At 67.9% G+C, this 12,737-nt stretch carries 13 protein-coding genes and 1 pseudogene; 3 read left to right on the forward strand and 11 right to left on the reverse strand.

The features are described from left to right. Positions 1–31: 31 nt before the first annotated feature. From ACFYWY_RS01755 to ACFYWY_RS01785, 7 genes and pseudogenes are all read right to left on the reverse strand, one after another. Positions 32–1,264, reverse strand: a complete 1,233-nt coding sequence (locus ACFYWY_RS01755) for an ABC transporter substrate-binding protein (RefSeq protein WP_389178015.1) — start codon at positions 1,262–1,264, stop codon at positions 32–34. 313 nt (positions 1,265–1,577) lie between these two features. Further along, positions 1,578–2,222 carry an FKBP-type peptidyl-prolyl cis-trans isomerase gene (locus ACFYWY_RS01760; protein WP_389178018.1) on the reverse strand — a complete coding sequence of 215 codons (645 nt, stop codon included), beginning with the start codon at positions 2,220–2,222 and terminating at the stop codon, positions 1,578–1,580. A 122-nt stretch (positions 2,223–2,344) separates the two neighbouring features. Further along, positions 2,345–2,587: a hypothetical protein gene (locus ACFYWY_RS01765; protein WP_389178021.1), complete on the reverse strand. Its 243-nt coding sequence runs from the start codon at positions 2,585–2,587 to the stop codon at positions 2,345–2,347. A 179-nt stretch (positions 2,588–2,766) separates the two neighbouring features. After that, positions 2,767–3,315, reverse strand: a complete 549-nt coding sequence (locus ACFYWY_RS01770) for a hypothetical protein (RefSeq protein ID WP_389178023.1) — start codon at positions 3,313–3,315, stop codon at positions 2,767–2,769. A gap of 30 nt (positions 3,316–3,345) precedes the next feature. Then, positions 3,346–4,045: pseudogene (locus tag ACFYWY_RS01775) on the reverse strand (class I SAM-dependent methyltransferase). Beyond that, the gene (locus tag ACFYWY_RS01780) at positions 4,046–4,966 is read right to left on the reverse strand and encodes a phosphotransferase family protein (RefSeq protein ID WP_389178026.1); all 921 of its coding nucleotides are present in this window, start codon (positions 4,964–4,966) and stop codon (positions 4,046–4,048) included. It lies immediately after the preceding pseudogene. A 94-nt stretch (positions 4,967–5,060) separates the two neighbouring features. Then, entirely contained in the window at positions 5,061–5,816 is a 756-nt protein-coding gene (locus ACFYWY_RS01785; RefSeq protein ID WP_389178029.1) for a hypothetical protein, read from the reverse strand. Between the two features lie 227 nt (positions 5,817–6,043). Between ACFYWY_RS01785 and ACFYWY_RS01790 the strand changes: the two genes are divergently transcribed. Together ACFYWY_RS01790 and ACFYWY_RS01795 are read left to right on the forward strand one after the other, a co-directional pair. Continuing rightward, positions 6,044–7,399, forward strand: coding sequence for a tetratricopeptide repeat protein (locus ACFYWY_RS01790; RefSeq protein WP_389178032.1), 1,356 nt, complete (start codon positions 6,044–6,046; stop codon positions 7,397–7,399). Between the two features lies 1 nt (position 7,400). Next, complete coding sequence (locus ACFYWY_RS01795; protein ID WP_389178034.1) at positions 7,401–7,937, forward strand: NUDIX domain-containing protein; 537 nt, start codon at positions 7,401–7,403, stop codon at positions 7,935–7,937. A 151-nt stretch (positions 7,938–8,088) separates the two neighbouring features. On the opposite strand, the gene ACFYWY_RS01800 is transcribed toward ACFYWY_RS01795, so the two are convergent. Both ACFYWY_RS01800 and glnA read right to left on the reverse strand, forming a co-directional pair. Continuing rightward, positions 8,089–9,030, reverse strand: a complete 942-nt coding sequence (locus ACFYWY_RS01800; protein WP_389178036.1) for a hypothetical protein — start codon at positions 9,028–9,030, stop codon at positions 8,089–8,091. 314 nt (positions 9,031–9,344) lie between these two features. Then, positions 9,345–10,754 carry a type I glutamate--ammonia ligase gene (glnA, locus tag ACFYWY_RS01805; RefSeq protein WP_389178039.1) on the reverse strand — a complete coding sequence of 470 codons (1,410 nt, stop codon included), beginning with the start codon at positions 10,752–10,754 and terminating at the stop codon, positions 9,345–9,347. A 209-nt stretch (positions 10,755–10,963) separates the two neighbouring features. Between glnA and ACFYWY_RS01810 the strand changes: the two genes are divergently transcribed. Next, positions 10,964–11,431, forward strand: coding sequence for an RDD family protein (locus tag ACFYWY_RS01810; protein ID WP_389178042.1), 468 nt, complete (start codon positions 10,964–10,966; stop codon positions 11,429–11,431). A 305-nt stretch (positions 11,432–11,736) separates the two neighbouring features. Here ACFYWY_RS01810 and ACFYWY_RS01815 read toward each other — a convergent pair whose 3' ends face one another. Both ACFYWY_RS01815 and ACFYWY_RS01820 read right to left on the reverse strand, forming a co-directional pair. Further along, positions 11,737–12,444: a DUF4191 domain-containing protein gene (locus tag ACFYWY_RS01815; RefSeq protein WP_389178045.1), complete on the reverse strand. Its 708-nt coding sequence runs from the start codon at positions 12,442–12,444 to the stop codon at positions 11,737–11,739. A 19-nt stretch (positions 12,445–12,463) separates the two neighbouring features. Next, positions 12,464–12,673 carry a hypothetical protein gene (locus ACFYWY_RS01820; protein ID WP_389178048.1) on the reverse strand — a complete coding sequence of 70 codons (210 nt, stop codon included), beginning with the start codon at positions 12,671–12,673 and terminating at the stop codon, positions 12,464–12,466. Positions 12,674–12,737 lie beyond the last annotated feature (64 nt).

Raw genomic sequence — 12,737 nt, forward strand, 5'->3', positions numbered from 1 at the left:
TCAGCCTGGTCCGTGCCGGTCAGCGACGTGGTCATTGCCGCTTCGCCTCCTCCTTGGGCTTGGCAGGGTCGAACGTTGCGCCATCGAGCTTGACGGGGAACGGGCTCATGTCGTCGCCCGGTACGTCGATGCCCTCCTTGCCGGCGACCTCTTCGTAGAGGTCGCGCAGGACGATCTCATCGGCGATCTTGGCGTAGGGCGGCGCTTCCTTGAGCAGTCCGAAGCGCTGATACTGGCTAAGGAACCAGATCGCGTGCGCGCGCCGTGGCGCGGAGGCCTTGCCGTCGCGGAAGAACATCATCTGGTCGCCGCTGTACTTCTTCTCGCCGAGGTCCGCTCCCAGCTCGTAGGTCCCCAGCAGTCGGCCTTCGATGTCCTTCGCAGGCGCGTTGACGTACTTCGCGGCGCCGATCGTCGTCGCCGCCTTGGCGCGGTTGTCCAGGTCATCGAGCCACTTCGCCGCCTTGAGGATGGCCCCCATCACGTCGGCCAGGACCTCTTTGCGCTCCGCTACGAACTTGGCGCCCGCGACCAGGGCCTTCTCCGGGTGGTGCTGCCACAGGTCCTGGGTGGTCAGGTGAGTGAAGCCGATGCCTTGCTGGACGGCGACGGCGTTCCAGGGTTCCCCGACGCAATAGCCGTCCATGTTGCCGACCTTCATATTGGCAACCATCTGCGGTGGCGGGACCGGAACGATCTTGACGTCCGACAGATCGGCCTTGGTGGCTTTCAGCCAGTAGCGCAGCCAGGTGTCGTGCGTGCCGCCGGGGAAGGTCATGGCCAGGGTCGGCGACTTCTTCTCCAGCAGTGCCCGGGCGGCTTCCAGGTCCGCGTAGCCGGCGTCGGCGAAGTCTTTCTTGAGAGTGATGGCCTGGCCGTTGTTGTTGAGCACCATGGCTATCTTGAGGTCGGTCGAACCCGTGCCCGCGATCTTTGATGCAACGGACAGGGGGAGGCTGAAGAGAGCATGAGCGGCATCGATCTGCCCGTTGAGCAGGTTGTCCCGGGTGGCCGGCCACGAGGCCTGCTTGATCAATTCGACGTTGAGGTCGCGCTCGGCGAAGTACCCGAGTTCTTTCGCCATCACCAACGGAGCACAGTCGGTCAACGCGATGAACCCAAGTCGCACGGTACGGCCGGGCTTGGCTGATGAGGACTTCTTGTCGGCCGATCCGCACGCGGTGAGGGCGCTGCCCAGCGAGGCAGTGAAGGCGGCTGTTCCAGTAAGACGCAGGAAGCCTCTGCGCCCGAGGTTGTTCTCCATGGCCAGAAAGTAGGGGTCCACCGCGACGGTGGAATTGCGTATGCGTCAAGGACGTAAATCACACATCTCGCAGCCCCGTGGGCACGCAGTGTGAGGCGGGGGAAACGAGCCGCGACTCGTCCGGCCCACCGCCACGTCCAGCGCGTCACCGCCGAGCGTGCTCAGCACGGGCCGCCCTCGACGCCGCATTCAGTGCGAACGTCGAGGGCAAAGGCGACGACGGAGCGGCCCCCGCCGCGGCCTGAAAGGCACCCATGGAAATGGCCGTCGGCCGCGCCTTCCGGGAGCGGAAGAACCTCGAGCGCCGGACCGGTCAGGAAGATCCGGCACCCGCATAGGAGCCGCGCGGCGGGCCCTCCGGCTCACACGGGGCCGACAGCGCCGCCGCGCCACCGTCGACTGACGCCTCGTAGTTCCCCGGTAGTTCGTTGACGGCATGCATGAGTAGGCCCGACAGCATGCACACTGCCGGGGCCGTCAGTAGCACTTCGGGCAGGTCGTCCGGGACCGAGCGCTGCTTGCCCTGCACGGTGGCGTGGGCGCCGATCACGTTCATGATGTCGACGACGAACACCACAGTGTCCGTACCGGAGACTCCGAGTTGGGCACTGCCGGTTGTACCGTACGCAGCCGCCGGGGGCGCGGCCACCAGCACCCGGCTCCCGGCGTGCTCGTCGGAAACAGCCTTGTCCAGCGCGGGCAGAGTCCCACCCCGCCCCACGGCGAACACCTGAGGGCGGGCGCCCTTGTCGTAGGAGCCGGGAAGGGGCTTGCCGCTGCGCCACACCTGCGCCGTGTAGTTGACGATAGCGACGTCCCCGGCACGCGCCGCACGGCCTCGGCCTTGTATCTGCGGCGCGATGACGAACTTTCCGCTCGGCTTGGCCTTCGGAACCGCGAGCGTGGCCCTGGTTCCGAACTGGCCCGAAACGGTGGGCAGTAGAGCATCGCTGCTCACCGCAACGGGCACGGCTCTCGCGGGGGCGGACACCGACGGCGCCGGCAGAGGGCGATGCCAGCCATCAGGCCGCTGGTGATCAGATGAATCTTCGCTGCTGCACCCCACGACCCTGTGGTCTGTCAGGAAGGATCGGATTCGGGGGTGTTTCTCTTCGTCTTCTGCAATGGCGCCGTCCCTCGAGTGCGGAACAGGTGCAGTGCTGCGCAGGCCCATGCGCCGACTATGAGTGCGCATGAGGATTCCAGGAAGCCGATCGGCCGGTCCCCTGATTCCACGAGCGATACCACATAGATGGCGGCGTGAACGCTGCCCGTGAAGAAGAGCACGGCCGATGCGACAACCAGCCCAGGGGCCTTCTTCATGAGTGACTCCGATCTGTGATGTCTTCCCCCGCGTCCTGTAACACCTGTCCAGCGGCCTCAAGAGGCCGCCGGACAGAGTCTTTCCTGCGCGCTATCCGCTCAGCACCTGCCGTACCACGGGTATCCACTCTGGGAGACGGCGACCTCCAGCGCCAGTGTTCGGGCTACTGGGGGGCGCCCTAGGCGGCCCGTTCCGCCGAGTGCAGGGCCGCTGCCCAGTCCCGCACTGCCACCAGATGTTCGGGCAAGAGGCCGATGTGGGGGTCGGGCTGGACCGGCAGGGTGGGGAGCCCACGAGCGACGCGTGCGGCCGCCCAGGTGTGGTCGAGATCGGTGAAGTCGTCGTCGATCCATGAGGCCGGTGCGTCGCCGAGCCAGACGTCCACGTGGTCTCGTTTCCAGAGGTAGCCGTTGGGGTGGCTGGTGGTGATGTTCGGGCGGGGCAGGTCGACGTACGGGAATGCGGGGAGCCCTAGAAGTGGACCGATCAGCGTGGTGGCATCCCGGCGCCAGCTGGTGCACCACACCGGGGCGACCAGCCTGGTGCGGATGAGGTCGGTGAGCATCGGACCGTGTGCCGGGTTCAGCCACACCGGGACGGGAGTGTCGGGTGGGCGACCGGCAGGCACAACGTCGTGGCGGACGTGACTGGACGGCGTGGTCCCGTCCGCCCGCGGAAACGGTATGAGGACGCCGTCGATGTCGATCAGGAGGTAGGGCGGGCGCATCGGTTCCTCCGGCTCGTGTGAGGGGCGGGGTCAGAGCTTGCGCGCGGTGATCAGGAGGGTGGTCGGCCACGGGCCGTGGCGCGGGTCGTGGAAGTCCTGTGCCGAGGTGAGCCAGAGGCCGGCGCGGGTGAGGTGCTGTTCCCAATGGTCGGCATCGAACTCCCAGCGCACCAAGGGGAGTCGGGTGCGCTCGGGGAGAGTGACGTGGTCGCGTCGGGGACGGTCGTCAACGGCAGGGCGTCGGCCGCCGCGTTGGGGGTGAGGGACGGAGAACGCGAGGGTGCGGCCGGGTTTGAGGTGGGCGGCGATGGCCGGCAGGAGGAGGTTTCGGCGGGACGAGGCCGATCGCGCCGAAGACGGAGTAGATGGCGTCGAAGTGTTCGTCGGTCGCCTGGAGGTAGTGGAGGGCGTGACCGGCGGCGAAGGTGAGGCCGGAGAGGCGGCCGTAGTGGGTGCGGGCTCGCCGGATCTGGATGCCGACGAGGTCGACGCCGGTGACGTGGGCGCCTCGGCGGGTGGCTAGATGGGCGGCGTTGTGTCCGGGGCCGCAACCGAGCTCGAGGATGCGGCGGTGGGCGAGGTCGGTGCCGAGGATTTCCGCGCCGGGGCCGAGAACCGGTCGGGTGGTCCACTCCATGCGGGCAGGGACGGGCAGAGGCTCGGCGGTTGCCGCCGCCGTGCGTTGCAGGGCGTGGGTGTGCCAGGGGGAGGGAGCAGGTGCCGTGGGCATCTAGACCTCCAGGAGTCGGAGGACGTCGGTGAGGTGGCGGCGTACGACCTTGATGTACGCCGGGTCGGTGGCGGGGTCGTTGATCCAGCGGATCGCCTGCTCCATGAACCACTCCACGCTCCAGATGCGCTGCCAGCCCAATGCCCATTGCTCGGCGGGGAGTTCGCCGCGCGGGGTGAGAGCGTCGGGGGTGCCGCCCGCAGCCACGTACTGCTCGATGAAGGCGCGCAGACGGCCCGGGGCGGGGTTCTCGATGGTGCCGTGCCAACTGGCCAGGTCGAGAAGGCCGGGGCCGGTGAAGGCGCGGGCGAAGTCGAGCAGGCGCCAGGTATTGCCGTGGCCGATGTGGAGGCTGGTGGGGTGGAACTCGGAGTGCACCCAGCCGAACGGGGCGAGGGTGGCGCCGGTCGCGCGGTGCCGTGCGGCTCGGGCGAGGAGTTCGAGGGCCTGCTCGATGTCGTGGGTATCTTCTTCCGCCCAGCGATCGGCCTTGCGCAGGGCGTGGAGGTGGTCGAGAGCGCGGGCCGGGAGAGCGCTCAGTGCTTCCTCGTCGAGGAGGGAGAGCGCACCGGCGGTGCGGGCGCCGTGTACGACGACCGCTGTCGCGGCGCCGTCGAGGTCGTCGGCCTCGCGGGTCGCAGGGCCGAGGTCTTCGAGGAGCATGCCGAGCCGGCCTTCGCGTACGGCGGAGGCGTACACCTTGGGCACGGGGATGCCGAGGGTGTGCGCGAGGCGCAGGGCCTGGTCCTCGCTGTCGAAGGGGCGCTTGGCGTACTTGAAGATCGCGGTGGTGTGGTCCGGGAAGGTGACGCGTTCGACGCCGGACATCGACCACACGCGGACTTCTTCGCGGGTGGGGAGGGGGCGGCCTGTGGCGGTGCACAGGTTGTGGAGGACTTCGGCGGTGAGGGACTCGTCCATGGGGAGTGCTCCTGTATCTCCTGTACGGGGATGAAGGCGTCCGGGGCGGGAGAAGTGGTTCGGTGGCATCCCGCCCCGGGGCCTCGTCGAAGGGCTACGCGGCTGGGCTGCCGGTCACGCGGTGGGCGTAGACCTGCTCGATCCATCCGGCCTTGAACTGGGCAAGGTCGCCACGGAAGTTGGCCATCGAGGCACCGTAGGGCGCGACGACGCCGCCGGTCTGGTCCGGCACGGACTGGCAGCCGTGGACCAGGCGCCCGCCGAGGGCGGCATGGGCCTTGATGGACTCGATGCGGCGGTACTCGTTGAACCAGCCCCCGTGGTAGACCTCGTCAAGCAGACCGCCCATGTCATCGTCCAGGTCGAAGACGAGTGAGGTGGCGTCGGGGAAGAACCAGCACGGGCCGACGTTGGAGATGTGCCCGTCCAGTTCGACCTTGTTGAGGGCCATCAGCGTGGCTGCCTCGCGAAGCATCCGCAGGTGCCCGGCGGTGATCTGCGGCAGGCCGAGCGAGGCGAGGTGCTCCTCGCGGAACAGGTAGGCGTACACCTCGTATGCCGTGGCCAGGACGTGTGCGGCGTCCGAGGTGGAGCGGGCGTGCTCCTTGATGAAGTCGAGCGCGAGCTGCTCGACCGCGCTCTCGGTCGTCTCGTCCACGTTCAGGAGCTGGTCCTTGACCAGCTCCCAGTCGGCGACGAGCCAGGTGCTGGACTCGAAGCGGAAGAAGTACTCGGCCGGGTCGATGGTGATGCGCTGGCCGTCGACCTGGATGCCGGGCAGGCGGCTCCAGCGCTCGTCGAACGCCTCGGGAAGCTCGACCGTGATGGCCGCGGTGTCGATGGTGGTCACCGTGTCTCCGTTTCTCATCGGCTGGGTTCGGGCACAGGAATGCCCGAACCCGATGCGGGTGTACGGAACTTGGGGCCGCCCGGACCAGGAGGGGAGTCTGGATCGGTCGGAACCTGGAACCGGTCCGGGCGGCCGATGATTAGTGAACCCGTCGTCACGCACAGTGGGTACGGTGAGAGGCGGCGGAAGCGGTATACGCGGTTTACAACTCCTGATCCGGGGAGGTCGTGCCAGCGCCCAACCAGCCCAACTCGCGGCTACGCGAGGTGATCTCTGCCAGCGGCTGCACCTTCGACGCCCTGGCCAAGGACGTGCGCCGGGTCGCCGCCGAGAATGGCGAGATCCTCCAGACCAACAAGTCCGCGATCTCCCACTGGGTCAACGGCATCCGCGAGCCCTCTGGCCGGATGGGCCAGTACCTGGCCGAGGCGCTCTCCCGTCGCCTGGCGCGGACGGTCACGCTCACGGAGATTGGCCTGCGCGGCCAGGCGGAGACTTTGGCCGAGGAGACCGATCCAGTCGTCGCCGCAACGGAGTTGGGCCGCGCCGATGTCGATCGTCGACGCTTCCTGGCGATCGCCGCCTTTACCACCGCCGGTGTCGCGATGCCGCTCGCCTACGACCACGAGGCGACTTCCCGTATGCTCCGCGCCCGCACCGGGGGAGTCCTGGTCGGATCCGAGGATGTCGACGTCGTACGCCAGATCACCACCGCGTTCAGCTCCGCCGACGAACGCCTCGGCGGCGGACACGGCCTGACCACCGTCACTGCCTACTTGGCCGACACCGCAGCCCCCATGCTCCGCGCCCGCTTCCCGAACGAAGCCTTACGCCACGCAGCCTTCGGCGCGGTCGCCGAACTCGCCTACTTAGCAGGCTGGAAGCACCACGACCTCGGCCAGGAGGGCGCCGCCCAGCGCTACTACCAGGTCGGCTATCAGCTCGCCTGCGAAGCCGACCCACATGGCCACGCCGCCTGGATGATGCGTGCCCTCGCCCACCAGGCCCTCAGCCTGAAACAACCCCACCACTGCATCGACCTCGCCGAAGCCGCCCTCACCCGAGGCACCGGGCACATCGACGGCCAGACCGAGGCCCTGCTCCACATCACTCACGCCCGCGCCTACGCGGCTACCGACGAACAGCCCGCAGCCGCACGAGCCCTGCTCGCGGCCGAAGACGCCCTCCTGCGCGACGACGGCCCTCAGCCCAGCTATTCCCACGTCAGTGGCCCGGCCGCCGGCACCGTGGCCAGCCACACCGCCCGCACCCTGACCGACCTCGCAGATCATGTCGGCACCGAACAGCAGCACCGCGATGCCCTGGTCCGCTGGGACCCCGTGAAGTACAAGCGCGTCCACGCTCTGACCTACGCCGACCTGGGCGACAGCCTCGCTGCCCAGGCCCGCGCCGACGAGGCCGTCGCCGCCTGGTCGCAAGCTCTGACGCTCATGGAGGGCATGACCTCCGACCGCACCCGCAAGGCGATCACGTCGCTACGGTCCACTCTCGCGATCTACCAGCGCCGCAAGGTACCCGGAGCTACCGAGCTTGCTCGCCGTGCGCGCGAAGCACTCGCCTAACATGCCCAGGAACCGGCCGATGAAGGGACGCACAGTGGCTCAACCGACCACCGACGATCAGCCCAAAGCCCTCAAGCCCGCGCTTGAATCCATGACCCTGCTGGTCGCCGGCGTCATCGTCCATGACCTGGCCACGAACCGCGTCGTACTCCTCCAGCGCAGCGAGAACGCGAAGTTCGCCCAGGGCATGTGGGATCTGCCCGTCGGCAAGAGCGAACCCGGCGAGCCCATCACCGAAACCGCGGTGCGCGAGCTCTACGAGGAGACCGGCCTGAGGGTGAAGCCGGAGGCGCTCAAGGTCGCTCACATCATCCACGGAGCGTGGGGAGTTGAAGCTCCCAACGGCTTTCTGACCGTCGTCTTCGTAGCCAATGAGTGGACCGGCGAGCCCGAGAACCGTGAACCTCGCAAGCACGCCCATGTCCGCTGGGTGGATGCCAATGCCGTCCCCGAGGAGTTCGTAGACACCACCGCCAGCGCTCTCCACCGCTACCTGGACGATGGCCCCCAGGTGTCTCTCGCTGGTTGGCGTCAGTAAACACTCGCCTCATTCGCAGGGCCCGGCAATGGCAATGACTCCGAGGAGCCGACTGTGAGCCATGAGTTGCTGGCCCGGCCCCAATGCCTGCAAGCGCTTATCTCTGGCGGCGAGGGCAGCCTCTGGGGGACATGGACGAAGCCGACAGCAGTCAGCTCGCGTTGCTCCGGCGACGTCGAGGGAAGGGGTCGCCGACCGGCCAGTGCTCGGGCAGGCCGAGGGCGGTGTAGATGGGGCAAGCCGGTGGCTGGTGTTCGACGTGGACATCGACCACCTGTGCCGTTGCCCAGGTGGGGAGGACGAGGGCCGGGAGCGAGCTGGGGTCGGGACTTTGCCAAAGGATGGGGGTGTTCTTCGTCCAGGTCCAGGGAGCTGGGTTGTTGACGGTCAGCACGCCGCTGACCCTGCTGTGAGCGTGGTCGTAGGTAGCAGTCCAGTAGCCGTTGGGCTGTCGGCCGAAGGTCGGTGTGCTGTTGTGGACGTACTCGACGGAGGTCCCGTACAGCGCGGTCTCTACGTCTTCGTCTGGCGCATGCTCGGCGATGACCTGATCGGGGTCCAGGCTGGCGAGCCATCGCTTCAGCCCAGCCTTCAGCCGCCTCTGCGACGGTGTTGCCGACCCCGTCTGGTGAATCCTGTACGACACGAAGAAGTTGGGGCTCGGCACAGCGTCGATGGCATCGATCAGGATGGGTGGGAGCTGCCTGTTGGGTACCGTTTCGTCCAGGCGCTGGACCGTCCACTTCGCCTCGACGACGAACTGCTTGCCCTCGCGGGTGACCAGGAAGTCGGGGTTTGTGCCGCGAGTCCCTATTCCGGGCTCGATCTCCACAGTGCAACCGGAGCCAAGCAGCATCTCGTGCAGGTACAACTCCCACAGCGCGGAGTGGACGTTCGAGTCGGAGTTCCGGTCCAGCAGCCGACTGCGCAATCCGGGCTGGGTCTGATCCGGGAAGTGGGACCACCACTCGTTGATCACGTTCCGAACCTGATCCCAGAACGGACCGGCGATCCTGTCAAAGAACTCTGATTCTGTCTCTGCAGCTCGCTTCGGTGAGGCGTCTGTCCGAATCCGGCTCGCGTACACGACCATGACCAACGATCGTAGATTGCCCCGCCGACAACTCTCATACATTTTCTGCGGCGGGTGGGCCGCAGGTGCCGGTCAACAAACGTGGGTCCGCATGGAGGTGGCGCCGTGGCGCTGAATAGCGAGTGAAGGCCGTCACCCGTAGGTGACGGCCTCCACTGTCGTGTCTGACGCGAAGTCAGGGATTCCGTCGTCTGGTGCACACTCGGTGCACAACGCGGCGGAAATCAGCCGGGGACTGTGAGAACTCGCGAGGAGTCTTTTCACAGGTCACAGCACGTTTCGGATGGCCCTCGCAGGCCATCCGACCCCGCGTTTTAGATGTCGAAGTACAGCTCAAACTCGTGCGGGTGCGGCCGCAGCTGGATCGGGGCGATCTCGTGCGTCCTCTTGTAGTCGATCCACGTCTCGATCAGGTCCGACGTGAACACGCCGCCCGCCTGCAGGTACTCGTTGTCCGCCTCCAGCGCCTCCAGCACCGCCGGGAGCGAGGTCGGGACCTGCGGGACGCTCGCGTGCTCGTCGGGGGCGAGCTCGTAGAGGTCCTTGTCGATCGGCTCCGCCGGCTCGATCTTGTTCTTGACGCCGTCGAGGCCCGCGAGCAGCAGCGCCGAGAACGCCAGGTACGGGTTCGACGACGGGTCCGGCGCGCGGAACTCCACGCGCTTCGCCTTCGGGTTCGAGCCCGTGATCGGGATACGCATCGCCGCCGAGCGGTTGCGCTGCGAGTAGACCAGGTTGACCGGCGCCTCGAAGCCCGGGACCAGGCGGTGGTACGAGTTGACCGTCGGGTTCGTGAAGGCCAGCAGCGACGGGGCGTGCTTCAGGATGCCGCCGATGTAGTAGCGGGCGGTGTCCGAGAGGCCCGCGTAGCCCTGCTCGTCGTAGAACAGCGGGGAGCCGCCCTGCCACAGCGACTGGTGGACGTGCATGCCCGAGCCGTTGTCGCCGAAGATCGGCTTCGGCATGAAGGTCGCGGTCTTGCCGTTGCGCCAGGCGACGTTCTTCACGATGTACTTGAAGAGCATCAGGTCGTCGGCCGCGGCCAGCAGCGTGTTGAACTTGTAGTTGATCTCCGCCTGGCCGGCCGTGCCCACCTCGTGGTGCTGGCGCTCGACCTGGATGCCGGAAGCCTCCAGCTCCAGGGAGATCTCGGCACGCAGGTCGGCGAAGTGGTCGACCGGCGGGGCCGGGAAGTAGCCGCCCTTGTAGCGGACCTTGTAGCCACGGTTGTCCTCGACCGCACCGGTGTTCCAGGCGCCGGCCTCGGAGTCGATGTGGTAGAAGCCCTCGTTCGAGGTGGTGTTGAAGCGCACCGAGTCGAAGACGTAGAACTCCGCCTCCGGGCCGAAGTACGCGGTGTCCGCGATGCCGGTGGAGGCGAGGTAGGCCTCCGCCTTCTTGGCGATGTTGCGCGGGTCACGGCTGTACTGCTCGCCGGTGATCGGGTCGTGGATGAAGAAGTTGATGTTGAGCGTCTTGTCCTTGCGGAACGCGTCGAGCCGCGCCGTCGACAGGTCCGCGCGCAGCGCCATGTCGGACTCGTGGATCGCCTGGAAGCCGCGGATCGACGAGCCGTCGAAGGCCAGCTCGTCGGACGGGTCGAACGCCGTCGCCGGGATCGTGAAGTGCTGCATCACGCCGGGAAGGTCGCAGAACCGGACGTCTACCATCTTGACGTCGTTGTCCGCGATGTACTTCTTGGCGTCGTCGGCGTTCTGGAACATCCAACTCCTCCTACTCCCGACCCGGGATGGGCGGGGTTGTAGCTCTTCGTGCGGCCAGTGCGGTGGCACACGCTGAGACCCGACCTTAGGCAGCCGGGATTTCTCCAGCATGACCCATTTGTTTCGCCGAAGTTAACCGGGCCCGGAGTCGGAGCCGCGTCAAGGCCCCGCCTTCAGGTGGGTGAAACCGGGCGCAGTAACGTGTACGGGTGGACAAGAGGCAAGCAATCGGATCGTGGCTGTCCGGGCCCCGCGCGGCGGCCGAGGATATGGGCGCCGACTTCGGTCACCGGGGCGAGCGGCTCGGGCTGCCGGAGTCGGGACCGGGCTCCATCGCGCCCCTCGGGCGGCGCTTCGGCGCCGTCCTCATCGACTGGGGGCTGTGCCTCCTGATCGCATACGGGCTGTTCGCGAACGGTGACCGCCAGGGCGCCGGGAACTGGACGCTCGGCATCTTCCTCCTACTGAGCGTGCTGACCGTCGGGACCGTCGGCTGCACGCCCGGCAAGCGGATCCTCAGGCTGCGCGTCATCTCCGAGGACGGCGGGCGGCTCGGGATCGTCCGGGTTCTCGTACGCAGCTTGCTCCTCTGCCTCGCTCTCCCGGCCCTGATCTGGGACCGCGACGGGCGCGGGCTGCACGACCGCCTCGCCCACGCCGTTCAGGTGCGGATCTGACCCGGCAGGGGCCGTAGGCGAGATTGAGGGCCTTAGACGAGATACGGAGGCGGGGGGGGGGGGCGGGGGCCGCGGCCCCCCCCCCCGCGCAGGGGCACGCAACACAACGGCGCCGCAACGAGTACGCCCCCCCCCCCCCCCCCCCCCCCCCCCCCCCGCCCCACCGTGCCGGGGGGGGGGGGGGGGTGGGGGGGGCGGGGGGGGGGGGGGGGTGGGGGGGGGCGCCCCCCCCCGCGGGGGGGGGCCGCCCCCCCCCCCCGCCCCCCCCCCCCCCCTCCGTATCTCGTACGACATCTCGTACGAGGTCAGCGCATCTTTCCGCCCCGCGGCATCCGCATCCCCTTCGGCATCGGACCCTTCGGCAGCGGCATATTGCTCATCAGGTCGCCCATCGCCCGCAAGCGGTCGTTCGCCGCCGTGACCTGCGGCCCGGTGAGCACCCGCGGCAGCTTCAGCATCGTCGTGCGCAGCTTCTTCAGCGGCACCTGGCCCTCGCCGGTGCCCACGATGATGTCGTGCACCGGCACGTCCACCACGATGCGCGCCATCTTCTTCTTCTCGGCCGCCAGCAGCGACTTCAGCCGGTTCGGGTTTCCCTCCGCCACCAGCACGATGCCGGCCTTGCCGACCGCCCGGTGCACCACGTCCTGGCTGCGGTTCATCGCCACCGCAGGGGTCGTGCTCCAGCCGCGGCCCACGTTGTCCAGCACCGCGGCCGCCGCGCCCGGCTGGCCCTCCATCTGCCCGAAGGCCGCCCGCTCGGCGCGGCGTCCGAAGACGATCGCCATCGCGAGGAAGGCCAGCAGGAATCCGAGGATGCCCAGATAAATGGGGTGGTCGATCAAGTACCCGATCGCGAGGAAGACACCGAAGGTGACGATTCCCACAGCCGCGAGGACAAGACCGATCTTCGAGTCGGCCTTCCGGGTCATCTTGTACGTCAGGGCGATCTGCTTCAGTCGCCCTGTATTCGCAGCAGCGTCAGCGCTGTCTGAGTTTGCCTTCCTCGCCATAACCAGAAGTTTACGTGGCCTAGGAAGTCCGGTCGGCCACGCCCTCCAGTACATGCTGCGCATCGACCCGGTCCTTGGCCCGGCGTCGGTCTTCGAGGACCGCCGTCCATGCGTTCCTGCGGGCGGTGCGCTGGCCGCTGCCCAGGAGCAGCGACTCCATGGCGCGCAGGGCATCGGTGACGGACGGGATGGCGGTAGCGCGTACGGGACGAACCGGCGCGGCCTGCATGTGGATGTCCCCCCTCGGGGTGAGAGACGAAGAGCGGGAGCTGTGCGGGGCGGTACGGAGAGCG

It is taken from the genome of Streptomyces sp. NPDC002870 (assembly GCF_042888505.1).
In the GTDB taxonomy this organism is placed as follows: Bacteria; Actinomycetota; Actinomycetes; order Streptomycetales; family Streptomycetaceae; genus Streptomyces.

Coding starts and splice junctions, on each gene's coding strand:
- ACFYWY_RS01755 (WP_389178015.1), bottom strand. CDS start 1,264: ATGGAGAACAACCTCGGGCGCAGAGGCTTCCTGCGTCTTACTGGAACA.
- ACFYWY_RS01765 (WP_389178021.1), bottom strand. CDS start 2,587: ATGAAGAAGGCCCCTGGGCTGGTTGTCGCATCGGCCGTGCTCTTCTTC.
- ACFYWY_RS01770 (WP_389178023.1), bottom strand. CDS start 3,315: ATGCGCCCGCCCTACCTCCTGATCGACATCGACGGCGTCCTCATACCG.
- ACFYWY_RS01780 (WP_389178026.1), bottom strand. CDS start 4,966: ATGGACGAGTCCCTCACCGCCGAAGTCCTCCACAACCTGTGCACCGCC.
- ACFYWY_RS01795 (WP_389178034.1), top strand. CDS start 7,401: ATGCCCAGGAACCGGCCGATGAAGGGACGCACAGTGGCTCAACCGACC.
- ACFYWY_RS01800 (WP_389178036.1), bottom strand. CDS start 9,030: ATGGTCGTGTACGCGAGCCGGATTCGGACAGACGCCTCACCGAAGCGA.
- glnA (WP_389178039.1), bottom strand. CDS start 10,754: ATGTTCCAGAACGCCGACGACGCCAAGAAGTACATCGCGGACAACGAC.
- ACFYWY_RS01815 (WP_389178045.1), bottom strand. CDS start 12,444: ATGGCGAGGAAGGCAAACTCAGACAGCGCTGACGCTGCTGCGAATACA.
- ACFYWY_RS01820 (WP_389178048.1), bottom strand. CDS start 12,673: ATGCAGGCCGCGCCGGTTCGTCCCGTACGCGCTACCGCCATCCCGTCC.